This is a genomic window from Acidovorax sp. M2(2025), from assembly GCF_049330835.1.
Taxonomy (GTDB): Bacteria; Pseudomonadota; Gammaproteobacteria; order Burkholderiales; family Burkholderiaceae_C; genus Acidovorax.
Map to the genome: position 1 here is coordinate 1121248 of NZ_CP186262.1, position 23519 is coordinate 1144766.

A 23519-nucleotide genomic window follows, 5' to 3' on the forward strand; every position below is an offset into this window, starting at 1 on the left:
CAAGGCGACTCACCGAACCCGGTTCAAGAATGGTTCTTGCACCGGCTTTTCTGAGACGCTTAACTAGGAATCCATCATGAACAAGACCGCACGTATCCTCTCCATCGCTGCCGTGGCCGCTTTCGCTTCCTTCGGCGCCCAGGCCGACGAAGCCGACGCTTCGCAATTCGCCACGCAGTTCCAGACCAACCGCACCCGCGCTGAAGTGGCTTCCGAAGCCGCCACGGTGGCTGCTACCCGCAGCCAAGAGCCCGCAGGCTCCCGCGTGGTGACCTACAAGAGCACGGCCGACCGCGCTGCCGTGCGCGCCCAGGCTGCCGAAGCCCTGCGCACCGGCAAGATCCCTTCGGGCGAATTCAGCATGTAATTGCAACGGTTGCGGGCCTTGCCCATGGTGGCGACATCGGTGGCATGTCGCAGGTGCCGCTGCCATGGGCAAGTGTTTTTAAGCACGCTCCGCACTGACTGAAGCATACGGGCTCCCCTTGGGGAGCCTTTTTGTTGTGGTGCGTCAACCGGGCGCCAGGCGCCTTGCGTGTGGCGCTGCGAAGCGGGGCTACTCGGGGCTTCTTGCATTCGCAGCCACGAGCGCCTTTTGGATTTCTTCCCGGATGATCTCCTGCAACCGGGCTTGCACATCACTGAGCGGAGGCGCCCGGCGGTACAGCGCCAGGGGCAGTGACGGGAGCGCGGGGAGCTTCCAGGCCTTGCGGTCCATGCAGAGCACCGACGGCGGAAGGCCTAGCGGTGTGCGCACGCTAAGTCCCAGTCCTGCAGAGACGCCAGCCCACAAGCCGCTCAGGCTCGGGCTGGTCAGCGCCACACGCCAGGGAATGTGCGCCCTGTCGAGCGCAGCGGTCGCAGCGGTGCGGAACCTGCAGGCGTCTTCGTAGGCCACCAGTGGAATTTCGGAGCCGAGTTGCGGCAGCGCCTCTGGCACGGCCGGACCAATCCAGACCATGGGGACTTTGGCGATGACGTCCTTGCGCAACCCGGGAACGGCCTCTCCCCATGCGAGCGCAAAGTCCAGCACGCCGTCGGCAAGCGCCTGCAGAAGCTCGGTGTTGCGGCCCACACGTGTCTGCAACTGCACGCGGGGATGGGCACGGGCGAACCGGCCCAGGGCGCGTGGCAGGAGGTCGTCGCAGAAATCGTGCTGGATGCCGACCCGCACGGAGCCTTCTGCACACAGGCCTTGCACAGCTCCCAGGGCCTCGTCGTGCAGCGCCAGCAGCCGCTTCGCGTAGTCGAAAAGCACTTGCCCTGCCGGGGTGAGCGCAAGGCCCCGCCCGTCCTTGCGCAACAGCACTGTGCCGGCCGCAGCCTCCAGTCGGCGCAGCTGCGTGCTCAGGGCCGATGTGGACCGGCCGAGCTGTTCCGCGGCCCGGGCATAGCTGCCCAGTTCTATGCCCACCACAAATCCCCGCAGGATATCCAGGTCGAAAGAAGCCGCCACAACAGTTCCGAAAAATCGAATGGTTGACAGATTTTATTCAATTGTTGGAATGGTCGGCGTTGCCTATAAACAGCTGCTTCTAAGGAGCATGCGATGCCAACTGAAGTCCCTGCCGGCCAACCTTTGCAGACAACGCGGCCGCTTGGCCCGTCCCACCGGTGGCGGGTGCTGGGGGTGGGATTTGCGGCGAATGCCGTGTTTTCCGCCGCGATCTCCGGCCTGCCAGCCGCCGCTGCGCTGGTGCGGCAGGGCTACCAGCTGAGCATGGTGCAACTGGGGGTGGTGCTCAGCGCCATTGGGCTGGGCATTGCGCTGAGCGAGCTGCCGTGGGGCATCGTCACCGACCGCCTGGGCGACCGCCGCGTGCTGTTGTCGGGCCTCGCAATGACCTGCCTGGTGCTCTCCGTGCTGGCTTGGCAGGTTTCGCCGGGCCGTGGCCCCGTGCCCAGCTATCCGGCGTTGGTGGCCGGGATGGCGCTGCTCGGCCTCGCCGGTGGCAGCCTCAATGGATCGAGCGGTCGTGCGGTCATGGGATGGTTCACCGAGGCAGACCGTGGATTGGCCATGAGCATCCGCCAGACCGCACTGCCAGTCGGCGGCGCCGTGGGGGCACTGGTGCTGCCTGCGGTCGTGGAGCGCCAGGGGTTTGCGCCAGCCTACGGTTTGCTGGCGCTGATGTGCCTGGCCGCCGCCGGGTTGGCCTGGGCATGGCTGCACGAAGCGCCAGCCGTCCACGCGGCGCTCACCCGGCCGACTTCCGCCAGCGCCCGTGGTCCGCTGCTGCGCGACGGCACGGTCTGGCGATTCGTTCTGGGCATCGGTGTGTTATGCGTGCCGCAGATCGCCATCCTCAGCTTCATCGCGGTGTTCCTGCACGACGTGGCGGCAATGGACCTGGCCTGGACCTCGGCCGCCATGGTGGCCTACCAGTGCGGGGCTGCGGCCCTGCGCGTGTGGTCCGGGTATTGGACCGACCGCCGCAGGAACCGGCGCGCGTTTCTGCGCGGTTGCGCGGTTCTGTCGGTCCTGAGCCTGGTCTCACTGGCGGCAGTCACCTGGGTGGCAGGGGGCTCCGGATGGATCCAGGCGCCTGTAGCGCTCTGGGGCATTGCCGTGGCCGCAGGCGTCATCGCGTCCTGCTGGCACGGGGTGGCGTTCACCGAACTGGCCGTGCTGGCTGGGCCGTCGCGCGTGGGGGCCGCGCTGGGCCTGGGCAACACGTTTGCCTTCGGCTCCTATTTTCTGACGCCCTTGCTGGTAGCTGCGGTGCTGCGGCAAGGCAGTTGGGTGGCGGTGTGGAGCAGCGTTGCAGCGGCCACGCTGAGCGCGCTGCTCTGGCTGCCGGCCCCGAAGCTCCCAACCGAAAGTGCTTCCTGAGCGGGGGATACGGCGCGGCAGCTCACGGTCAGGACCTGGCGCCCCTCCCGATCTGCATTGGCTGGCGGAAGCACCGGCTGCCAAGCGCCCGCATTCCCTGTGGCAGAAGCTCAAGGACGTCTTTGACCATGGCAGCGGGAGGTGGAAAAGGCTGACGCTTTGACGGAGGTTGGCCATTTCCGGTTCTCGGGGTGAGGAAGCCCAGGGGGGCGGATGTGGCCAGGGCTCCCAGCCCCATGCCTGCGGCAACAGCCATGTAGGTCGCGGCGAGGGCTGGGCGAGCGCGTCGGTGCTCAAACCCGGGCGTGAGCCGCTCCAGAAGCTCCGAAAACAAGGTGGCTCGGAACACCGAGGTGCCGTTGGGGGCGTACCCCGCCAGCGTGTGCTTGCGTCTACCTGCTGCTGCCACAGCGCCCGGTGGCTCCAATACCAGTGGCCCACGGCGTTCGAAGGCGCCGCGGCGCTGTGCGTCTCGCGTCTGCCGGTGAGGGCAGCTGCGGACAAGAGGCTTGCGACGGAGCCGGACACCAAGGCGTGGTGGCGGTAGAGCGCGAGCAGAAGAAGGCCAGGCACTCTGCTTTGAATCTCTCTGTGCAAGGCTCTCTGTAGGACCACGGCGTTGCGTCAACCGTGGGTTGTCCGTCAATGCTGCGCGCCAGATATAGCCCGCAGTTGGGCCGCGGTTGCAGTCTTGGCGTCTTCCCTGCCGCTGTGCATGCGGATTTCCCTACTCTGGTTGGGCACCCGGTGGCGGTGCTCTGCGCGAACGATCTGGGCCAGTACGCCGGAGGGGTCGGTCTCATGCGCAAACGACCGGACTTCAGCGGTGTTTTGCGCCGGCAAGCCCGCGCGATCAGCCATGTCCACGACAAGCCGCATCAGGGCCGTGAGTTCGCGCTCGGCCAGGAGGTTCATCTGCAGATCCAGGTGGTGGCGGCGCTCGCTCTCTGCCGCCGCCATGTTCTGACTGATCAGGATGAGGATGGACAGAAAGATGGCTTCGAGCGATACCGCGAACAGCAGCAGCGTGAACGGGTAGGGATCAAAGGCATACACCCATTGGTTGAAGGCCACCCACGCGGCAAAAACGGCGGCATTGGCTGCAAGGAAGACTGGGGTGCCGCACGCCGCGGTGACGGCGGAGATCGCGCGGTAGATGGCGGGCACGCGGGTGCGTCGTTCATCTTCGGCACACAGGATGCTTTCGATGTTTTGTGCCGTGACACGCTCAACGGTTTCATTCACCTTCGACACGGGGTCTCCTCACAGTGGGCTTTGGGGCCGGCCGCCAGTGTCGGGCCGGGTCACGGGCCGCAGAGTAGGCGTACCGCCCGTGCCTGGGTGGGCGTTTGTCGCGCCCGCTCACCGCAACAGGTCCGGCTCGCCGAGTACGGCGAAGGGCAGGCGGGCATCGCTTGCACCGATCGCGCCGAGCACGGTGGCCAGCGGCAGTTGTGGACCGTTGGGCACAGTTTCCCCGGTGAACAGGTTGGCCCAGCGCTGCGGCTTGGCCAGTGCAGGGTGCGCTTCGGCCAAGGCGACCTGGGTCGCCGTCCAGCCCGCGACGTCGTTGGCGAAGCGTGCGTCCCTCTGGGCCAGAAGCCGCCCGCAAACCAGGACCACGGCACGGCCTTCATGGATGCGCGCAAACGCGACGGCATGGGATGCGGCCGGCCCTTCCACCGTCAATGGCAAGTACAGGGCGTCGCGAAAGAGGTGGGGCCAGCGGGACCGCAGCTGCAAAAGCCGCCATGTCACCAGTTGCTTGGCGGCCGCGGGCATGGCTTTGCTGGTCCGGCCCAGCAATGTGTCCCACGCGCCGGCAGATGGGTATTTGCCGCCCGCGTACAAGGCCTGCACGGGGGCGAGCGATGCGGCCAACGCAGCAAAGTCCACGGGCCGCCGATTGTCCGGGTCCACCAGCGAGAAGTTCCAGTGCTCGCAGCCCTGATAGATGTCGGGCACCCCGGGCGCCAGCAGCTTGATGGCGAGCTGGCACAGGCTGTTGCGAAAGCCGTACGGGGCAATGCGCTCCACCCAGGCCTGCAGCGGCTTGCGGAACTGCTCGCAGTGAAGCACCTTGTCGATGTAGCGACCTACGGCCTCTTCGTAAGCCTGGTGGGGAAACAGCCAGTTGGTTTGCTGCTTGGCCTCGCGCATGGCCTTGACCATGTAGTTCTGGATGCGTTCGCCCAGCGCTGCGCGGCTGGTGGCGTCGGCGCCTTCCGCCGGCCAGATGCCCGCCAGCGCCTGGAACAATGCCCAGCGGTCATGGGCGCTGGGCGCGGGGGCTTCGTCCACCGTTCCCTGGTAGGTTTCCCCAGCGCTCTGCAAGGCCAGCACCGTTGCGTGCCATTCGTCCACCAGTTCCGAGAGCACGTTCAGGCGGGCCCGGACATCCTCGGACCGTTTGCTGTCGTGCGTGGAGGTGGCGAGGAGGCCGTGGGGCACGTGGCGTGCGCGCTGCAGGGTGCCCTGGTGGAACGCGGCGACGGGCAGACCAAAGCGGCGCGGTTCTGCACCCACATCGTTGAGCGAAACCAGGCGCACGCAGCGGTAGAACAGCGTATCCTCCACCGCCTTCGCCATGACCGGCGCGGTGAATTGCTGCCACCGGCGCACAAAGCTTGCCCGCAGGGCGGGCTCCGGGCCGTCCTCGCCCAGCAACACTCCGCGCAGAAAGGCCAGCACGCCACCTTCGGCCGTGCCCAGGCTCCGCCCTGCGGCGGCAAGCGCACGGTCGAGGTGCTGCACGTCGAACACGCTCGGCGGGGCGCCTGCCGGAACGACATACGTGCGGTAGACAGGGAACTGGGCCGCCACCTCGGTCAGGACCACGCGCAGCTGGTTGCGCGTGAAGTCGCAAAAGCGCCGGTCCGCACGCGTGATGCGGCTCAGCGTGGCCACAAGCCATGCCAGGTCGCTGAACAGTGCCGTTTCGATGACGAGTCGCTTGCAAGCCCATGCAGCCTCGTCCAGGGGCAAGGTGTCGCCCGTGAATGCGGTGTAGACCGCGTCAAAACGTTCCTGCGCTTCGCTTTCGATGAAGAGACCGTTGACCAGGGTGGCAAAGCGGTAGCCCGTGCCGCCGTGCACGGCCCAATCCGCGGGCAAGGGCTCGTGATCGGCCATGATCTTCTCGACCACCACATACAGCGAACGGGGCGGCAGGCCCTGCGCATTGCGCATTTGCTGGTAGCGCTGCTGCAGGCGCATGAAGTACTGCGCGGGGTCGGCCAGCCCGTCCGGGTGGTCAATCCGCAGGCCGCTGACCTTGCCCTCGGCGAGCCAGCGGAAGGTGAGTGCATGCACCGCATCAAACACGGCCGGTTCTTCCATGCGAATGGCGGCCAGCGCATTGATGTTGAAAAACCGGCGGTAGTTGATGTCATCGCCGGCGACCCGCCAGTCCGCCAGCCGGTAGGCCTGGCATTGGAGCAACTGGTCCAGCGCGTCAAAGCTGGAGGCGATGCCCGGCGAGCCATTCACCTGGCGAAGGTTGGCCTCAATCCATTCGAGAACCCAGGGGTGGCGTGCGGCCAGCTCTGCCAGCCGCTGCTGGTGCAGGGCGGTGTCGCGCAGGCGGGCCGCCCGGGCGGCGGGATCCGGGGTGTCCTGCGGGGGCAGCTGGGCCCATGCGTCGACGAGGGACTGCAGGGCCGCCAGGTCGTCCGGTCCCGCCCCTGGCGCTACCGTCACCGGCAGGGGCGCGTGGGACAGCAGTGCGGCGTAGCTGCGGGGGTCCAGCGGGAAAGAGCGCTCCCAGTAGTCCACCTTGAATTGTCCCGTACCGCTGTCAAAACGCACCTGCAGTTCACCCGCGTCCAGCACCTTGCCATAGTGGTCTCCCAGAACGGGAAGCAGCACCCGCTCCCCGGTTTGCGGGTCTTCCGGGTTCCATTCGATGTCGAATGTGGCGGCGTGGGGCGATGCGCGCCCGTGCTCGAGCACGTCGTTCCACCAGCGGTTGCCCGCATCTTCCACACCCATGTGGTTGGGCACCGTATCCAGCAAATGCCCCATGCCGTGGTCCGCAAGCGCTGCGCACAAGGCGCCGTGTTGTTCGGGCGTACCGATTTCCGGATTGATCTGGGTAGGGTCCACCATGTCATAGCCGTGGCTGCTGCCCGCGCCTGCCTTGAGGTACGGCGACGTGTAGAGGTGGCTGATGCCCAGCGCTTGCAGGTAGGGAACGGCGGCGCGCGCCTGGTCAAAGTTGAACTGCGCGTTCAGCTGCACCCGGTAGGTGGCGCGCGGAATGTCTGCCGTGTGCAGTGGCGGGATGGGGCTTGCGAGTGGCCAGCTGCTGTCGCGCTCGGCATGCACAGCCGCCGTGATGGCGGTGAAGAAGGGGGCGGCGGCCAGTTGTTCCAGCGGTACCGCCATGCGGCGCCGCCAATTGGGGTGCACGTTGTCGGTGGTGCCGGGTACGTTGGGTTGCTCGCGCTGCCCCAGCAGGTCTTCCAGCTGCACGCCTACCAGGTGGCACGGTGTGCGGGCGAGATAGCGGTGCACGGCGGCGGCGAGCGTTGGCGTCATCTCGGGGACCGACTGCGCATCGAGCGTGGCGCCCTCAGGCAACAGCCCTTCGGCTTCCAGTGCTGCAAGCAGGTGCGTGCGGTCCTGCGCCCGGTCAAGCTGGGCTCGCAGCCGCGCGTCGCCGTCCAGCCAGCCCAGCGCGTCGTGCAGCGCCACGTCATCCGCGGCCCAGAAGCCCGCCAGGGTCGGGAGATCGTGCGTGGTCACCACGGCCAGCGCCTGCACCGGCCATTGCGCTGGCGGCCGGAAGGCGCCACCGTCCAGACGCTCGAAAATGAGGGGTCGGTAGGACAGCAGGGCATGCTCGGCCATCGCCTCGCGCATGCGCGGCGCCACGTTGCCCAGGTCTTCTCCAATCACCATGCAGTGGTGGCGATGGCTTTCGATGGCGAGCACCGCGAGCATGGCCTCCAGCGGGTACCCCACATAGGTGCCGCCCGCTTCGCAGGTCCAGAACAGTCGCATCAGCGCCATCACATGGTCCATGCGCACGGCACCGGCGGGCTCCATGACCGCAGCGAGCATGCGTTGCAGTGGCAGGTAGTGCGCGGCGGCCAGTGCCACGGGGTTCATCGGCGGCAGGCCCCAGTCCTGCCCGTGGGGGCTGAGGGGGTCGGGCGGCGCGCCCGCGTTCATGCCGCGGGCATACAGCCCCTGGGCGGCCCAGGTGTCCGTGCCGCCATCGGCCGCGCCGACGGCGAGATCGCAGTACAGCCCGATGGGCATCAGGGCGTGCGCAGTCGCACTCGCCTGCGCAAGCTGGTCGTGGGCAAGCCACTGCAGCCAGAAGCGGTAGTCCACGGCATCGGCGTGCTCGTCGAGGAAAGCCTGCACGGCGGGGCTGTGGGGATCGCGAAGCGCCTCCGGCCATGCGGGCCAGCCCCAGATGCCGGGGTCGCTGGCCTGCAGCGTGCACTGAATGGCTTCAAAGCGTGCGTGCGGCCCCAGTGTCGGCGCACAGCGGGTGCGAAATGCGTCGAATGCCGCGCCGCGCGTGCCTTCGCCCTCCCACGCGGTCTGCCGGAAGGTTTGCCAGAGGCAGGCCAGCGCCGCGTCCTTCAGTGCCGCCACGGCGGGGTAGTCCACGGTGGCGCTTTCCTGCGCAGCCTGTAGCCGTGCGCGAAAGCCGGGCTCCGCGCACAGTGCGTGCAGGGCGTCGCAGTGAAGGAACTCGGGCACGGCGGTGACGTCAATGTGCAGGACGTTCAGGGCCAACCGGCTGCTCGGGCTGTAGGGGCTGGCGGCATCGGGCTGGCCCGGACGCAGGGCGTGCAGCGGGCTGACGCCCACAAACGCGGCCCCTTGTGCGGCGGCCAGGCGGATGCATTGGGCCAGATCGCTGAAGTCGCCAATGCCCCAGCTGCGTTCGGAGCGCAGGGCATACATCTGGGCCGTGATGCCCCACCAGCGCTCGCCGTGGCGCAAGCCCTCCGGCAGCCAGCACTGCGGAGGTGCGACCAGTACGGTCTGTACGCTGCTGCCCGCTTCCAGGCGGTAGATGCCCATTGCCAGCGTGGGCGGCAGCGACGCGCTGGTGCCATAGCCGCTGGCAAGCGGTGGGGCGTCGGCGCTCTCCACGCGGTGCAGTGTCCAGCCAGTGGCTTGCGTGAACTCCACGGAGTGGGGCTGGCCCACGGGGATGACCAGGCTGGCCGGCGCGGCAGCGGCATCGCGCCAGGAGCCCAGCGAGGCCAAGGCGCGCGCCAGCACTTCGTCGCCCACTTCCACGGTCTCCCCCCAAAAGCCCGAGTAGGTGGGGGCAATGCCGGCCTGTTCTGCACGCCGCAGCAGGTCGTCGTGTCCCGCGTTTGGCGGTGTGGAGAGGGATGCAGGTGCGGTCATGGAAGGTAGTCTGAGCAGATCCAGCGGGCGGACCAAGGCGCCCAGGCACCGCCGGGTGTGTCCGTGGTCCAGCGGTGCTCCCACGCGACGGTGCCGCGGGGGCTTGGTGGGGGCGACGGAATTTCGTGCGGGCCCAGGTTGACTTCCATCCACCAGCGCTGGGCGCCTGGCCCCCAGCCCCAGCCGACGCGGAGCCCGTGGGAGCCCACCCGTTCGGCAATGTGGCCGCCCGTGCGCCATTGGGCGGCGCGGGGCGTGATCCACTGCCGCCGCACCGCCAACGCTTGCTGCAACAGTAGGCTGCGCTCACGGCCGGGCGGGAGTTCGGACTCGGTCCAGTCCAGGCGGCTGGCGGCCCTGGTGGCGGGATCGCAGGGGTCGGGCAGCGTGCGGCCCTCCGGCACGTCGTGGCTGAATTCCTTTTGCCGGCCGGCCCGCACCGCCCCGCGCAGTTCCCCTTCCCACCCCGCAAAGTAAAGGAATGGCGTGGTGGCGCCAAACTCGTCGCCCATGAACACCAGCGGCGTTGCGGGGGCCAGGAGCGTCAGCAGCAGGGCCAGTTCGGCAGCGGGCTCCGGCACCAGCGCAGCGAGCCGCTCGCCAAAGGCCCGGTTGCCGATCTGGTCGTGGTTGCCCAGAAAGTGGATCAGGCGGGTGAGGGCCATGGGCGCAACGTTGTCGGTGGCCGCAACGCCGTCGGGGAAGGCGAATCCCTGGGTCAGCACCCGCGCCAGCAACGCGACCGGGTCGCGCGCGAACTTCGCATAGTAGGTGTGGGACTCCCCGGTCAGGCTCACATGCAGAGCGTGGTGGAAGTCGTCATTCCACTGCGCATCGTAGGCAGCGCGTTCGCCGTCCGGCGCAGCCAGCCACCGGGGCTGGTTCTTTTCGTTTTCCAGCACCAGATGGACATGCCGGCCGGTGGTGCTGGCCAGCGCGCGCACGGATGTGCTGATCGCCTCCAGGATGTGCGGGCGGCTGGTGTCCACGATGGCGTGGACGGCGTCCAGCCGCAATCCGTCCATCTGGAACTCTTCAATCCAGTACAGCGCGTTGTGGACGAAGAACGAGCGCACCACGTCGCTGTCTGCCGCATCGAAATTGATGGCCGCCCCCCACGGACTTTGGTGGGTCTGCGAAAAGAAGGCCGGCGCATAGGTGTGCAGGTAGTTGCCGTCCGGGCCGAAGTGGTTGTAAACCACGTCCAGAAACACGCACAGCCCGAGCGCATGCGCGGCATCCACAAAGTGCTTGAGATCCTCCGGCGTGCCGTACGCGGGATGGGGGGCAAAAGGCAGCACGCCATCGTAGCCCCAGCCCCATGTCCCCCCGAAGGTCGCCAGCGGCATGAGCTCGATGGCGGTGAATCCGAGGTCGGCGAGGCGGGGCAGTTCCGCGGCTGCGGCCGTGTAGCTACCCTGGGGGGTGAAGGTGCCCACGTGCAGTTCGTAGAACACCAGTTCGTGCCAGGGCCGCCCGCCCCAGTGGCGGATATGCCACGAATAGGCGGACGGATCGCCCACCTGGCAAAGCCCGTGAGGTCCCCCGGGGGCATACCGCGCAGCGGGGTCGGGCACTTTCAACTTCCCGTCGATTTGCCATTGGTACCGGCTCGACGCAGCGGCGTGTGCTGCGTGCACGCGCCACCAGCCGCCGGGCGCAGCAGTAGCGGCGAGCGCCTGGGGCTCGACCTGGGGACCGTCGGCCAGCAGCACCTGCGCATGGCGCGCTGCGGGAGCCCAGAGGGTGAAGTCGACACCCCCTGCGGTGTGCAGGCGGGCACCGAAAGGCATGGCGTGGGCCGCGGCCGGGGCGGTGGAAGGGCTTTCGGTCTGGCTCATGGCGGGGGCGACGGGCCGTCCGTTGATGCAGGTGCGATGGAAGGCGCAGCGAAGGCAGCCATGGAGTGGGGCAGCAGCGTGTAGTGCTCTCCGGAGGCCACGGACCCCGCGGCGGGGTGCTCTGGCGAAGGGCTTGATGGGACCACCTGTGCCGTGCGGGTGTCCAGCCGCAGGGTCCATTCCCGGGTGGGCGTCGCTGCGGGCAGGGTGAACACCGCTTCTTCGCCGGAGGCGTTGAACAGCATGAGCAGCGCGTCTTCCCCGGCTTGCGTGCTCTCCATCAGGGCGGCAATGCAGCGCACGGCCGGGTCGCCCCACTCTTCGGCCGTCATGGCCATCCCCCACACGCTGTGCCACTGGACCGTGACGGATGGCGTAGCGCCAGCGCTGTGGTGAGGCCACCGGGCGAGCCGCACCACCGACAGTTCACGGCGCAGCGCGATGAGATCCCGGGTGAACGCCTGCAGGCCGGTGTACGTCGCGGCGCGCTCCCAGTCGAACCATGAGAGGGCGTTGTCCTGGCAGTAGGCGTTGTTGTTGCCCTGCTGGGTGCGCCCCAGTTCGTCGCCCCCCAGCAGCAGGGGCGTGCCGTGCGAAAGAAACAGCGTGGCCAGAAAGTTGCGTACCTGGCGCGCGCGCAGCGCCTGGACTTCGGTGTCCTCGGTTTCGCCCTCGGCACCGCAGTTCCAGCTGCGGTTGTGGTTCTCACCGTCGCGGTTGTCTTCGCCATTGGCCTCGTTGTGCTTGCCGTTGTAGCTCACGAGGTCCGCCAGCGTGAATCCGTCATGGACCGTCACCAGGTTGACGCTGGCGGTAGGGCGCCGGCGGCGGGGTTCCAGCAGGTCGGCAGACCCGCAGAGGCAGGCTGCGAACGCGGGCAGGCTGCCGTCGGCGTTCGCCCAGTAGTCCCGTACTGCATCGCGGTACCGCCCATTCCACTCCATCCACCCGGTTGGAAACCCGCCCAACTGGTAGCCGTTGGGACCCAGGTCCCAGGGCTCGGCCACCAGCTTCACCTGGGCCAACACCGGGTCTTGCACCAGGGCGGCAAAGAACGGTGCGCGCCAGGTGAAGTCGCCGGCTGCATCGCGCCCGAGGGCGCTCGCGAGGTCGAAGCGAAAGCCATCGACATGCATTTCCTGCACCCAGTAGCGCAGACTGTCGAGCACCAGCCGCAACGCCGGCGGGCTGCTGGTGTCCAGGGTGTTGCCCGTGCCGCTGAAGTCCAGGCAGAAGCGCGGATCCTCCGTGAGCCGGTAGTACGCGGCGTGGTCCAGGCCTTTCAGGCTGAGGGTGGGGCCCAGATGGCTGCCTTCTCCCGTGTGGTTGTAGACAACGTCCAGAATCACTTCCAGCCCTGCGGCGTGCAAGGCCTTGACCATGGCCTTGAATTCGTCCACTCCGCCGTCCCGCGCCCGCTCCCCGGGTGTGGCGTAACGGGGCTCGGGGGCCAGGAATGCGATGGTGTTGTAGCCCCAGTAGTTTGCGAGACCCTGCTCTACTAGCCGCAGGTCGTCGATGAAGGCCTGCACCGGCAGCAGCTCCACGCTGGTCACGCCCAGGCTGCGCAAATGCTGCAGGGCGGCGTCGCTGGCCAGGCCGGCATAGGTGCCACGCAACGCCTCGGGGACACCGGGCATGGTTTGCGTGAAGCCCTTGGCGTGGACCTCGTAGAACACGGTGTCTTGTGCGGGTATACGGGGCGGCTTGTCGTCGCCCCAGTCAAAGCGGGAGCGTACGACCAGCGACTTGGGGGCCGTGGCGCCGTTGTCCCCCTGCCACGGAGCCAGGTCCTCGTCGGCGTGCCCCAGCACATAGCTGAACTGGTCGGGGGCGCCGTGCACTGGTGCCGCAAGGGCTCGGGCATAGGGGTCCATCAGCAGCACCGATGGGTTGCAGCGCTGGCCTCGCTCTGGCTCGTACGGCCCGTGGACGCGAAATCCGTAGTGTTGACCGGGGCGCAAGCCGGGAACGAAGCCGTGCCACACATCGTCGGTGAGTGTGGGCAAGGCAATGCGTTGGGTTTCCTGTCCGTCCGCGGTGAAGAGGCACAGCTCTACCCGGTCTGCCACGCGTGAGTACACCGCAAAGTTCACGCCTTGGCGCTCCGCCGTGGCGCCCAGCGGGCAGGGGCGGCCGGGCTCCACCCGATGGCGCGTGGCGCGGTGGCGTCTTGCCTGCGCTACATGCAGTGGTGCTTCGGTGCCCTGGGAGTCGAAGATGGGGGTGTTCATGGGGTGCGCAGGGCGCGGCCTGCCGGGCGGAGAGGCGAAGCGAGGAAAGGCGTGGGCGCGGGCATGGCGTGGGCTCAAAAAAGCCCATCGTCTGCGGACGGGACGGGCGGGATTGCGGGACTCGGCAGGAAGGTGGTGTAGGCAGCGGACTACCTCGGCCTTCAACTTTCTCAAAAGAATCGGCCGCCCTCGCGCGGTGGCGCTGGCGCGGCACTGTCCTGCGGGCCCTGCGGCAGGCGGTGGCCAGAGTGGGCGGTAACCCTCCCCTGCTTTGAACCATCTCTGAGATCAAAAGGGCCCCCTGTGAGAGCTCTGAACTACCAAGGCGCCAAGGACGTGCGGCAGAGACCATGCCCGATCCGGTGATCACCGCTGACGATGACATCGTGCTGCAGCAGATGGTCCAGAGGCCTGGCGTGGAACGCGGAATGGCGCGGCTTGAGCTCGGTCAGATCATTTTTAGCTGGGGCCGGCAGGGGAACTTCTGGCACGCCGCTACCAGTTCCTTGAAGACTGAATGCCCAACGCCGTAGTTGTCGTTCGCGCAGGTCGCCACCACGTCCCGGCGCGCGAGCCGCTGCTTGGGCTGGGCCGTCGCTTCCGTAGCCGTCGGCGGGCCCGCTCCAGCAACCATGGGTGGGTGTGTTTCATGGAACAGTGCGTGCGGCGGTGCGGTCCTTCAGACCGCTGGCGGATCGGTTTCCCGTTCCGGGTGCCGGTGCCGTGCAATGCCTAGCAGGAAGCGTTCGAAGTCCGCGGCAGATGCCCCGAAGACCATGCCCGGGTCCATGTCGCCGGAGGGCAGTGCCGAGGGAATCTGGGCTTTCAGCAGCAGGGCCGACGAGGAGGGCATGGTCAGGATCGCTTTGCCGTGCCGGTACTGGTCCTTCAGGAACTCCACCGTGTGGCCGATAGCTGCCAGCGCCTGCACCCCCGCATCGCCGTCGGGAAGTGCCAGCGCGTCAAACAGGAAACCGGGCTCGTTTTCCAGCGAGGCGTCGGCTTGCATCGGCACATGGTCGGCCGTCTTCACCGGGCCGATGCGCGGCCCCACTAGCCGCGGAACAGCGCCGCGCTCCAGCAGGGCTGCGTGCAACTCCATGGCACTTTGGCCCACGATACCGTCCGCCACCAGGATGGCGACCTTGCGGCCCAGCAGGCGCCCATCTCCTGGCCGCGCAAACAGCGACAGGGCGGCCGAGGCAGTGACCTCTGGCGACACGGGCTTTTCCAGCGCACGGGGCATGGCGGGCGGCAGCGCCTCCATGCCCAGGCCAGCGGCCACCTGCTGGGCCAGCGCGTCGGAGACATTGCGCAAGGATGCCACCATGCGTTCGCGGACGGCGGGGACCGTGACCTTGCTCAGCTCGAAGCGGAATGCCGCCGCGATGTGGGCTTGCTCCACGGGGCTCTGGCTCGCATAGAAAAGCCGGGCCTGCGTGTAGTGGTCGGCAAACTTCTCCGGTTTGGCGCGCAACTTGCCTTGGGCCTCCTGCGCCTGGATGCGTGCCGGCACCGACACAAAGCCTTGCGCTGCACCGGCCTGGAAGGGACACCCCCCTGCGAGCGAATTGGGCTCATAGGCCACCCGTCCTCGGGGAATGGCCTGGCGGTGCATGCCATCGCGCTGGTTGTTGTGAACCTGTGCGAGCGGGGCGTTGATGGGCAGCTCATGAAAATTGGGTCCTCCCAACCGGGATATCTGCGTATCCACATAGGAATGAATGCGCCCGGCCAGCAGCGGGTCGTTGGAAAAATCGATCCCCGGGATGACATGCGCCGCGCAGAAGGCGACTTGTTCGGTTTCGGCGAAGAAATTGTCCGGGTTGCGGTTGAGCACCATCCGGCCCACGGGGCGTATGGGCACCAGCTCTTCCGGCACGATCTTGGTGGCATCCAGGATGTCGAAGCTGAAAGCCTCGGCCTGTTCCTCGGTAAACACCTGCACGCCCAGTTCGTACTCCGGGTAGGCCCCGGCCTCAATGCGTTCCCACAGGTCGCGGCGGTGGTAGTCGGGATCGGCGCCCGAAATCTTCACGGCCTCGTCCCACACCAGCGAATGGGTACCCGCCTGTGGGCTCCAGTGGAACTTGACAAACACGGCTTCGCCAGCGGCGTTGACGAAACGGAAGGTGTGCACGCCAAAGCCCTGCATGGTGGCGTAGCTGCGCGGCAGCGCACGGTCGGACATGACCCACAGCAGCATGTGGGTGGACTCTGGCATCAGCGAAACGAAGTCCCAGAACGTGTCGTGGGCGCTGGCGGCCTGGGGCATCTGGTGGTGGGGCTCGGGCTTGACCGCGTGCACCAGGTCGGGGAACTTCATCGCGTCCTGGATGAAGAACACTGGCATGTTGTTGCCCACCAGGTCCCAGTTGCCTTCGTCGGTATAGAACTTGACGGCGAAACCGCGCACATCGCGCGCCGTGTCCTTGGAACCCCGTTCTCCTTGCACCGTGGAAAACCGCACGAATACGGGCGTGCGCTTTCCTGCGGCCTGGAAGGGCGCGGCGCGTGTGATGTCGGTCAAGGGCTCGTAGCATTCAAAAAAGCCATGCGCACCTGATCCCCGTGCATGCACGATGCGTTCGGGAATCCGCTCGTGGTCGAAGTGCGTGATTTTTTCGCGCAGGATGAAGTCTTCCAGCAGCACTGGGCCGCGCTCACCGTACTTCAGGGAGTTCTGGTTGTCGCCAACGCGGACCCCCTGGTTCGTGGTGAGGCTCTGGCCGGAAGAGTCCACGCGCACCCGGTCCAGGGGCTGGAGGGTGGCATTCAGGCCCTGGGGAGCGATGCCTCCCGTTTTCCCGGTGTTCTGGTTCTCGGACAGCGTGCTGGCCGTAGCCAGCCGCGAACCGGGCTGGACCGTGGCGCCCGCCACGGGGCTTGTGCCGTTCTGGAACCCATGTTCGGCGGCTTTGGACGTGTTGAACGGCATCGCAGCAGCCAGGGCATCGCTCTCTGCCGCCTTGGCGGACGCCGCATCCACGGCGGGCCCGGCCTTGGCCGGAGCGCTGTCGGTGTTTCTTGCCGCCGCGGCTGAGGTGGTTGCGGTGGCGGCTGCGGGATTCTTGGATCTGGGCATGGAAGGTCCTCTCGCGGAAGGGTTGGACTGAGGGGGGGCGGCACAAGGCCGTTCCCGTTCGTGGGGTACCGCCGGGTTCTTTCACCCGGTTTCGGGCTTCTTGAGGATGCTGATGCGCCCGTCGGCTTCCAGGAAAGCGCACTGCATGGATTCCAGTTCGCACTCCGCCTCCCGCAGGGCCTGGCGGAGATCAGATTCGGGAACGTGCTGCCTTCGCAGGGCGTCGCGGAAGATGTAGCCGTCCTTGCCCACAAGAACAGGTTCGCCTTGCAAAATTGTTTGCAAGGTAGCGCTGCGCGCAGTGACCACGGCCACCACCAAATTGAGCCCGATGAGGGTGCTGGCACCGATGAGGCCGGCCACAGCGGATTCGTCGCCGCCCGACAGGGCGTTGGACACAGACTCACTGAGCAGCATGACCACGAGCAGGTCGAACGGGGTGAACTGGCCCACGGTGCGCCGGCCCGAAATCCGGATCAGCAACAGCAGGGCTGCATACACCAGGGTGGCGCGCAGCACCAGTTCCCACCACGGCAGCGTCAGTTGCCACATGCATTCACCCCGCAAGAACCAGCGCAGGCCGGCTCACCGCGGGCCGGAGGGGGGCGGGCCATCAGGCCACGGCCAGTTGTTCGTCCATCAGTTCCTGCTTGCGCGCCGCCACTTCGTCGCGCAGGGCGACAAGGTCGAGTTTTCGGGCCGCGCGGGCCTTGGGGAAGATTTCGTTGCGCTCTTCCTTGACGTGGTGGTCGATGTATTCGCCCAGGACCTTCACCTTTGCGTCGAAGGTTTCATCGGCGGCTTCTGCCGCCTGGATTTGCGCGATCAGGTCCTTGGCGGTCTGGTGCTCCACCTCGGCTTCGGCGATCAGGTCGGTTTCCTTGATGGCGCCGCGCAGCGCCGGGTAGAACAGCTCTTCTTCCAGCTGGGCATGCACGGTCAATTCGATGCAGATCTCGCGGGCCAGGTCCAGCCGCATCTGGGGGGCATTGCGCGCCCGGGACTCGCACAGGGCGTCAAAATCCTTGAACATTTTCTTGACGGCCTTGTGGTCGGCGTCAAGCAGGTCGCACACGTCTTTCTGGCGTTGGCTGGAGGGCATGGGAACTCCTTAAGAGGGTTATGAAAGCGACCTCATCTTCTGGAAACCCACTGCCGGGCCGTGTAGGCGGACGCCCATGGCGGGCGTCAGTGCAGCGATGGAGCCCCGCGGCGCAGCGGTGGCGCAGCGATAGGGGGAACGGAGGGAGGGGCCGGTGGCGCAGCCAAGCCAAGGCGCGGGCGCACTGCAGCTGCGCATCCGGCCAAGCGCCCCTTCGCGGGTTGTAGTGTTGAGGCTTATTGCTTCATGGGGCAGGTGGTGATACCCAGCAAGGTGTAGGCTGGGCAAAAGCGAAACAGGCCCGTGGCCAGCGGGACGACGCCGAGCCAGCCCCACCATCCGACGGTGCCGGTGGCTGCCAGGGCGATGAGCACCAGGCCTGCAACGATGCGCAGCACGCGGTCAATGGTTCCAACGTTGGCTTTCATGGTGTTTTCCTTTTCGGGTTGAAGGCCCCTGCGGGGCTGGGATGGCGCAAAAAAAAAGCGGGTGGCTGGTGGGGCGCCTGCGTCAGTCGAACGTGGGTGCCTGGGGAGAGGCCACCGGTTTGCCGGCTGCCGACCAGGCGTCGAATCCCCCGGCGAGAGACTGCACGTCCAGGTAACCCATGGCTTGCAGCGACCGGGCGGCCAGCGCGGCGCGCCCGCTGGTCTTGCAGTACAGGACGATCTTGAGATCGCGTGCGGCAAGGGCCGGGGCGCCGCTCAATTTGAATTCCAGCACGCCGCGCGACATGTGGATGGCACCGGGAATATGGCCCGCCAGGTATTCGTCGGCTTCGCGGACATCGATGAGCACGTCGGCCTTGCGCAGGGCCTCTTCGGCCTGCTCCAGCGGGATCTCGGGCACCTGGGCTTTTGCTTCGGCCACCAGATCGTGGGCGTTTTTCATGGCGTTTCCTGAAGAATGGAAGGAGGGGTTACTGGAGCACCAGGCCGTCGGCGTCGATGACCTTCACCGTGATGGGAATGCCTTGGCCCACGCTCTGCGTGACCGTGCAGAAGGCTTCGAACTGTCCCAGCACGCGGTCCAGATGCTCCAGGCGGGCAGCGCTCACGCCCAGGCGCAGCGTGGCCTTCATGCCCAGCACGCGCAGCCGGCCTTCGGTGTTTCGGCCGACCTCCGCAGCCACCGTGGCCTGCAGCGGCTCCGGTGCCTGCTTGAACTTGCGCAGCGCAAACAGGAGCGAGTCGCTCAGGCAGTTGCCCACGGCCGCACACAGCAATTGCACCGGCGAGGGGCCGCTGCCCGCGCCCAGCGGTGCCGGTTCGTCGGCGACCAGGTCGGGCACGCTGGCGCCGAAGCGCACGCCAAAGCGGTAGTTTTCTTGCTGGAAGAGTTCGACGGTGATTTGTTCATTGCTCATGGGGGCCTCGAGAGGAACAGGATGGGGAAGTGCGCCTCACAGCCCGTTGACCGGAATCTTGAGGTACGAGATACCGTTGTCTTCGGCTGGGGGCAGGGCGCCCGCCCGGATGTTGACCTGGACTGCAGGCAGGATGAGCACCGGCATCTCCAGGGTCGCGTCGCGCGCGGCGCGCAGTTGCACGAAAGCCTCCTCCGTGGTGCCGTCGCGCACGTGGATGTTGTGCTCCCGTTGTGCCGCCACGGTGGTCTGCCACGCAGGGGGCCGACCCTGCGGAGGATAGTCGTGGCACATGAAAAGCCGGGTTTGCGGCGGAAGGCTCAGCAGCCGTTGGATGGACTGATACAGCGTGTGCGCGTTGCCGCCCGGAAAATCGCAGCGTGCGGTGCCGACGTCGGGCATGAAAAGCGTGTCCCCCACCCACACCGCGTCGTCCACCTGGTAGGCCACGCAGGCCGGCGTGTGGCCCGGCACGGCGAACGCCTGGGCCTGCAGCCGCCCGATCGAGAAGACCTCTTTGTCGTGCAGCAGATGGTCAAACTGGCGGCCTTGTGTGGAGAAGCTTGCCTCCAGATGAAAGACCGCCTTGAAGACCTCCTGCACCTGGGTAATGGCTGCGCCAATCGCGATGCGGCCGCCCAGCCGACTGCGCAGGTAGTGCGCAGCCGACAGGTGGTCGGCATGGGCGTGGGTTTCCAGAATCCACTGCAGCGTCAGGCGCTGGCTTTCGATGAACGAAAGCAGGCGGTCGGCCGATTGCGTGCGGGTGCGGCCGGACTTGGGGTCGTAGTCCAGCACGGAATCAATCACGGCACAGTGGCCGCCGGGCTCGTCGAAGACCACGTAGCTGACGGTCCATGTGGCGTCGTCGAAGAAGGCTTGGATCTGGGGCGTCATCGGTGACCAGAAGTGCGGTGATACAAATAATCTATGTTTTTATATTTTGTCTGTCAATAGAATATGAGAAGCGAAATTGAGGAACGTCACCATGCTCGCCGACACCCCCGTTGATCTCGAAAGTTTGCGCCAGCTGGCCGAAAACGCCTGCCGCCTTCTGAAGGTTCTGTCCAACCCCGACCGCTTGCTGCTCCTGTGCCAACTCACCCAGGGAGAGAAGAGAGTGGGCGAGCTGGAAGCGCTTGCAGGCATTGCACAACCCACGTTGTCGCAGCAGCTGGCCGTGCTGCGCGAAGAAGGCCTGGTCAATACCCGCCGCGAGGGCAAGAGCATTTACTACGACATCGCGAGCCCTGAGGCGTTGGCCGTGATGAAGGTTCTGTTCGAGCAGTTTTGCGAGCCGGGCCTGGCCCAGGCCACGGCCCGGCGCACCTGCTGACCGGCGGGCACGGGCAGGCGGAGGACCCTCCGCTTTAGTCGGCCTCGATGCGGCGGCCGAGTTGCAGCGCCACGGTGCCCACGCTTCCCCCATTGACCACCTGGCTGTAGCCCTGCGCCTTGAGCCATTGTGCTGCCATTCCGGAGCGCGCGCCGGACAGGCAGCACAGCACCAGGGGCTGGTGCTGGTCGGGCAGCACGGTGCTGGCGCGCAGGGCCAACTGGTCCAGCGGCAGGTTGACGGAGCCGGCAACGTGGCCTGCGGCGAATTCGCCGGGAGAGCGCACGTCGACGATGAGGAGCGGCTTTGCGGTAGGGGTTTCGAGCGGCATGGTTCAGGAAGACGGTGGAAGAGATGGTGAGACCGGCGTGCCGGCATCGGTGGCAGCTTGCAGGGCCGATTCGTCCAGCCGGCCGGCCAGTGCCAGCAGCTGCAGTCGCGCCTGTGCCATCCGCGCCCGGTGGGCCAGCAACTGGGATTCCGCCTGCAGTGCATCGTTGGTGGCGCGCAGCAGTTCAAGCGTGGTCCGGTCCCCCACCTGGCGGCCCAGCTGGGTGGCGTCCAGCCGTGCTTGCGCAGCCTTCAGCGCGGCCTCCAGCGCGTGAGCGCGCGCGACACCGGCCTGCAACTGCAGCCAGGTCGCGTGGACCTGCTGCGCTACCTCCAGCCGCGCGCTGTCCAGGTTCGCCTGGGCCTTGTCCTGCAGGCGCAGCAATTCCTGTGCGCGGGCATCCTGCTGTCCGCCGGTGTACAGGGGCACCTGAATCTGCACCCCCACCATGAACTGGCGGGCCGCGTTACTCGCTGATCCCCAGCGGCCTGAGCCGGACAGGTGCTCGGCCCCGGCCTGTCCGACCAGGTCCACCTTGGTGCTGGCGCCTTGGGCGGCCTTGGCGGCTTCCTGTGCAGCCACGGCAACCAACTGGGCCTGGGTGCGCAGCTGGAGGTTCTCATGTGCGGCGCCATCAAGCCAGGAGGTGACGGGTCCGAGGGCGGAGGCTGCGCCCATGGTTTCAGCGAGGGCACTGACAGCGGCGGGGGGGCGAAGGGTTTGCGGGGCCGCCGGGTCCCAGCCCGTGGTCTGCGCCAGCGCACGGCGTGCTATCTGCAGGTCGACACTGGCGGCCTCGGCCTGTGCGGCCGTCGCCAGTGCTTGGGCTTCCGCTTCGCGCACATCGGTGATCGGCGTGTCGCCGGCGGTGAACCGGTCGCGCGCCTCTTGCAAGGCCCGGTCGGTGGCCTGCTGCTGGCGCACCAGCAGGGCGTGCTGCTGCTCGGCCAGTACGGCCGCGAAATACCGCTCGGCGGTCTGCAGCATCAGCTGCTGCTGCAAGGAAGCCGCCTGCAACTCCGACAGATCGGCCGAGAGCCGCAGCTGGCGCTCCTGGGCAGACCGTTCCGGGCTGTACAAAGGCATCCGGGCCTCGACGCCCCAGCGTGTGCCGGGTCCGCTGTGCACGGATGTTTCAAAGCCCACGCCCGCCACCGGTGCGGACCCCGGCAGCGAAAACGCAGCGCCCTGGGCGGAGGTGCGAGACCCCATGGCGCCGGCGCTGGCCTGGGCTGCGACGGTCGGGTTCCAGATTCGTTCGGCCTGCAGGCGGCGGGCGTCGCCTGCCGCACGTTCTGCGGCCGCCGCCGCCATGCCCGGGTGCTGTTGTCTGGCTGCCAGCCAGGCGTCGCGCAAATCCGCCGCCTGGGCCGGGCCCACGCCGCAGGCCAGCAGGGCGGCCGCGCACAGGAGAAGTTTGCGCATGGTGGCTCCTTGTCAGCAGCCGGGGCGTGCGCCCAGCTTGCGCAGGATGGATTCCATCAGGCACCACTTCGTGATGCCGCTTTGCAGCAGGTTGACGCCCACGAAGGCTGTGAACGCCAGCCACCAGGAACTCATGAACACCGGGCTGCCCGGGATGCCCAGCGCCAGGGACAGCAGAATGAATGCGCCTGCGACCACGCGCACGATTTGCCAGCTTGTCATATGAAAACTCCTTGTAAAAAAAGCACGGAAAGATGAGAGAAAAAAACGGGCGAGCGTGCGGGCAGAGCAGGCCTCAATGGGGCTTGTGGTCGTGCAGCCGGGCAATGCCCAGCAGCTTGAGCACATACTTCTCGTAGATCGGCTCCGAGTTGCCCGACTTCATCTTGTTGAGGAAGTATTTCTCGAACGCGATCTTGCCCAGGTGGACCCACTTGCCCTTCTTGAACCAGTTCACGTTGCGGGGCGGAATCTGGGGCAGGGCCACGAAGGCCGCGCCGGTATCGCCCATGTCGGCCAGGCAGATGGCGTTCCAGGTGGCCGTGGCGTCGGCCGGCTGGCCGGCAATGTCGGCCGCGATGTTGTGCACGATCGCAGACACCATGGTCTCGATCATGTAACCCGTCTTGGGGGCGCCGGTGGGCACAGGGGTGGCTTCCACCGGCGGAATGGCCACGCACACCCCGGCGGCAAAGATATTGGGGTAGGCCTTGCTGCGCTGGTGCTCGTCGATGAGCACGAAACCGCGCGGGTTGCACAGTCCGGCGACGGACGCTACCGCGTCCACGCCCTTGAAGGCGGGAAGCATCATCGACAGCTTGAAGCCCAGCTCGTGCACGGAGTCCACCTGGCCTTTGCCGTCCAGTTGCTCGACCACCATCTTGCCCTCGTCGACCCGTGTCGTGCGCGCATTGGTGATCCACTTGATGTCCTGGCTGCGCAGTTCGCTTTCCAGCATGCTCTTGCTGTCGCCCACGCCGCCCAGCCCCAGATGCCCGATGTAAGGCTCGCTGGTCACGAAGGTGATGGGCACCTTGTGGCGCAGCTTGCGCTTGCGCAAGTCCGCCGCAACGATGAAAGCGAATTCGTACGCAGGCCCGAAGCAGCTGGCGCCGGGCATGGCACCGATGACGATGGGGCCGGGTGCTTCGAGGAACTTCTGGTAGTCCTTCCAGAAATGTTCCGCATGATCCACCGAGCACACCGAATGGGTGTGGCCGTTGACTGGCCCCGAACCCGGCACTTCCTCGAAAGCCAGCCGAGGTCCGGTGGTGATGACCAGGTAGTCGTAGGCCACCGTGCTGCCGTCCTGCAACGCCAGCGTGTTGGCCTGGGCGTTGATCGCCTGGACGGGCTGGGCAATGAAATCAATGCCCTTGCGCTCCAGCAAGGGGCGGATCTGCAGGACCACGTCGTCACGCTGGCGCCAGCCCACGGCGATCCAGGGGTTGGACGGAACGAACTGGAAATAGTCGACCGCACTGATGACGGTCACCCGGTGCTCGCGGGGCAGTCGGGCGCGCATCTCGTACGCGGCCGGCATGCCGCCGATGCCCGCTCCAATAATCACTACGTGTGCCATGCT

At 66.9% G+C, this 23519-nt stretch carries 19 protein-coding genes; 3 read left to right on the plus strand and 16 right to left on the minus strand.

The window, feature by feature from the left end; genetic code table 11:
• Nucleotides 1-76: 76 nt before the first annotated feature.
• Nucleotides 77-367, plus strand: a complete 291-nt coding sequence (locus ACOYR3_RS05205; protein ID WP_422844438.1) for a DUF4148 domain-containing protein — start codon at nt 77-79, stop codon at nt 365-367.
• Between the two features lie 189 nt (nt 368-556).
• Here ACOYR3_RS05205 and ACOYR3_RS05210 read toward each other — a convergent pair whose 3' ends face one another.
• Nucleotides 557-1456 carry a LysR substrate-binding domain-containing protein gene (locus ACOYR3_RS05210; RefSeq protein ID WP_422845414.1) on the minus strand — a complete coding sequence of 300 codons (900 nt, stop codon included), beginning with the start codon at nt 1454-1456 and terminating at the stop codon, nt 557-559.
• Nucleotides 1457-1651: 195 nt separating this feature from the next.
• Here ACOYR3_RS05210 and ACOYR3_RS05215 point away from each other — a divergent pair, with 195 nt between their 5' ends.
• Complete coding sequence (locus tag ACOYR3_RS05215) at nt 1652-2833, plus strand: MFS transporter (RefSeq protein WP_422845415.1); 1182 nt, start codon at nt 1652-1654, stop codon at nt 2831-2833.
• A 642-nt stretch (nt 2834-3475) separates the two neighbouring features.
• On the opposite strand, the gene ACOYR3_RS05220 is transcribed toward ACOYR3_RS05215, so the two are convergent.
• From ACOYR3_RS05220 to ACOYR3_RS05270, 11 genes are all read right to left on the minus strand, one after another.
• Nucleotides 3476-4087: a DUF1003 domain-containing protein gene (locus ACOYR3_RS05220; protein ID WP_422845416.1), complete on the minus strand. Its 612-nt coding sequence runs from the start codon at nt 4085-4087 to the stop codon at nt 3476-3478.
• Between the two features lie 108 nt (nt 4088-4195).
• Nucleotides 4196-9214 (minus strand): malto-oligosyltrehalose synthase, encoded by a 5019-nt coding sequence (gene treY, locus ACOYR3_RS05225; RefSeq protein WP_422845417.1) that lies wholly within the window; start codon nt 9212-9214, stop codon nt 4196-4198.
• Nucleotides 9211-11055, minus strand: coding sequence for a malto-oligosyltrehalose trehalohydrolase (treZ, locus tag ACOYR3_RS05230; RefSeq protein WP_422845418.1), 1845 nt, complete (start codon nt 11053-11055; stop codon nt 9211-9213). Before treZ ends, treY begins: the two co-directional genes overlap by 4 nt.
• Nucleotides 11052-13289, minus strand: a complete 2238-nt coding sequence (gene glgX / locus ACOYR3_RS05235; protein ID WP_422845419.1) for a glycogen debranching protein GlgX — start codon at nt 13287-13289, stop codon at nt 11052-11054. The genes treZ and glgX overlap by 4 nt, the downstream gene beginning before the upstream one ends.
• A gap of 679 nt (nt 13290-13968) precedes the next feature.
• Nucleotides 13969-16374 (minus strand): catalase, encoded by a 2406-nt coding sequence (locus tag ACOYR3_RS05240; RefSeq protein WP_422845420.1) that lies wholly within the window; start codon nt 16372-16374, stop codon nt 13969-13971.
• A gap of 81 nt (nt 16375-16455) precedes the next feature.
• Nucleotides 16456-16926 (minus strand): DUF421 domain-containing protein, encoded by a 471-nt coding sequence (locus ACOYR3_RS05245; RefSeq protein WP_422845421.1) that lies wholly within the window; start codon nt 16924-16926, stop codon nt 16456-16458.
• Between the two features lie 61 nt (nt 16927-16987).
• Complete coding sequence (locus ACOYR3_RS05250; protein WP_422845422.1) at nt 16988-17476, minus strand: hemerythrin domain-containing protein; 489 nt, start codon at nt 17474-17476, stop codon at nt 16988-16990.
• Nucleotides 17477-17712: 236 nt separating this feature from the next.
• Nucleotides 17713-17904: a YgaP family membrane protein gene (locus ACOYR3_RS05255; RefSeq protein ID WP_422845423.1), complete on the minus strand. Its 192-nt coding sequence runs from the start codon at nt 17902-17904 to the stop codon at nt 17713-17715.
• A gap of 82 nt (nt 17905-17986) precedes the next feature.
• Nucleotides 17987-18367 (minus strand): rhodanese-like domain-containing protein, encoded by a 381-nt coding sequence (locus ACOYR3_RS05260; RefSeq protein ID WP_422845424.1) that lies wholly within the window; start codon nt 18365-18367, stop codon nt 17987-17989.
• 28 nt (nt 18368-18395) lie between these two features.
• Entirely contained in the window at nt 18396-18842 is a 447-nt protein-coding gene (locus ACOYR3_RS05265) for an OsmC family protein (RefSeq protein ID WP_422845425.1), read from the minus strand.
• 36 nt (nt 18843-18878) lie between these two features.
• The gene (locus tag ACOYR3_RS05270; protein WP_422845426.1) at nt 18879-19739 is read right to left on the minus strand and encodes an MBL fold metallo-hydrolase; all 861 of its coding nucleotides are present in this window, start codon (nt 19737-19739) and stop codon (nt 18879-18881) included.
• Between the two features lie 91 nt (nt 19740-19830).
• Between ACOYR3_RS05270 and ACOYR3_RS05275 the strand changes: the two genes are divergently transcribed.
• Complete coding sequence (locus ACOYR3_RS05275) at nt 19831-20178, plus strand: ArsR/SmtB family transcription factor (RefSeq protein ID WP_422845427.1); 348 nt, start codon at nt 19831-19833, stop codon at nt 20176-20178.
• Nucleotides 20179-20212: 34 nt separating this feature from the next.
• Here ACOYR3_RS05275 and ACOYR3_RS05280 read toward each other — a convergent pair whose 3' ends face one another.
• From ACOYR3_RS05280 to ACOYR3_RS05295, 4 genes are all read right to left on the minus strand, one after another.
• Nucleotides 20213-20509 carry a rhodanese-like domain-containing protein gene (locus ACOYR3_RS05280; RefSeq protein ID WP_422845428.1) on the minus strand — a complete coding sequence of 99 codons (297 nt, stop codon included), beginning with the start codon at nt 20507-20509 and terminating at the stop codon, nt 20213-20215.
• 3 nt (nt 20510-20512) lie between these two features.
• Complete coding sequence (locus ACOYR3_RS05285) at nt 20513-21934, minus strand: TolC family protein (protein ID WP_422845429.1); 1422 nt, start codon at nt 21932-21934, stop codon at nt 20513-20515.
• A 12-nt stretch (nt 21935-21946) separates the two neighbouring features.
• On the minus strand, nt 21947-22156 hold the full coding sequence (locus ACOYR3_RS05290; RefSeq protein ID WP_422845430.1) for a YgaP family membrane protein: 210 nt from the start codon (nt 22154-22156) through the stop codon (nt 21947-21949).
• 73 nt (nt 22157-22229) lie between these two features.
• Nucleotides 22230-23516 carry an NAD(P)/FAD-dependent oxidoreductase gene (locus tag ACOYR3_RS05295; RefSeq protein ID WP_422845431.1) on the minus strand — a complete coding sequence of 429 codons (1287 nt, stop codon included), beginning with the start codon at nt 23514-23516 and terminating at the stop codon, nt 22230-22232.
• Between the last annotated feature and the right edge of the window lie 3 nt (nt 23517-23519).

Bases quoted from the DNA above. Each gene is read 5' to 3' on its own strand.
- ACOYR3_RS05265 (WP_422845425.1), bottom strand. From the start codon at position 18,842: ATGAGCAATGAACAAATCACCGTCGAACTCTTCCAGCAAGAAAACTAC.
- treZ (WP_422845418.1), bottom strand. From the start codon at position 11,055: ATGAGCCAGACCGAAAGCCCTTCCACCGCCCCGGCCGCGGCCCACGCC.
- ACOYR3_RS05255 (WP_422845423.1), bottom strand. From the start codon at position 17,904: ATGAAAGCCAACGTTGGAACCATTGACCGCGTGCTGCGCATCGTTGCA.
- ACOYR3_RS05240 (WP_422845420.1), bottom strand. From the start codon at position 16,374: ATGCCCAGATCCAAGAATCCCGCAGCCGCCACCGCAACCACCTCAGCC.
- ACOYR3_RS05260 (WP_422845424.1), bottom strand. From the start codon at position 18,367: ATGAAAAACGCCCACGATCTGGTGGCCGAAGCAAAAGCCCAGGTGCCC.
- glgX (WP_422845419.1), bottom strand. From the start codon at position 13,289: ATGAACACCCCCATCTTCGACTCCCAGGGCACCGAAGCACCACTGCAT.
- ACOYR3_RS05295 (WP_422845431.1), bottom strand. From the start codon at position 23,516: ATGGCACACGTAGTGATTATTGGAGCGGGCATCGGCGGCATGCCGGCC.
- ACOYR3_RS05245 (WP_422845421.1), bottom strand. From the start codon at position 16,926: ATGTGGCAACTGACGCTGCCGTGGTGGGAACTGGTGCTGCGCGCCACC.
- ACOYR3_RS05285 (WP_422845429.1), bottom strand. From the start codon at position 21,934: ATGCGCAAACTTCTCCTGTGCGCGGCCGCCCTGCTGGCCTGCGGCGTG.
- ACOYR3_RS05280 (WP_422845428.1), bottom strand. From the start codon at position 20,509: ATGCCGCTCGAAACCCCTACCGCAAAGCCGCTCCTCATCGTCGACGTG.
- ACOYR3_RS05250 (WP_422845422.1), bottom strand. From the start codon at position 17,476: ATGCCCTCCAGCCAACGCCAGAAAGACGTGTGCGACCTGCTTGACGCC.
- ACOYR3_RS05270 (WP_422845426.1), bottom strand. From the start codon at position 19,739: ATGACGCCCCAGATCCAAGCCTTCTTCGACGACGCCACATGGACCGTC.
- ACOYR3_RS05290 (WP_422845430.1), bottom strand. From the start codon at position 22,156: ATGACAAGCTGGCAAATCGTGCGCGTGGTCGCAGGCGCATTCATTCTG.
- ACOYR3_RS05275 (WP_422845427.1), top strand. From the start codon at position 19,831: ATGCTCGCCGACACCCCCGTTGATCTCGAAAGTTTGCGCCAGCTGGCC.
- ACOYR3_RS05205 (WP_422844438.1), top strand. From the start codon at position 77: ATGAACAAGACCGCACGTATCCTCTCCATCGCTGCCGTGGCCGCTTTC.
- treY (WP_422845417.1), bottom strand. From the start codon at position 9,214: ATGACCGCACCTGCATCCCTCTCCACACCGCCAAACGCGGGACACGAC.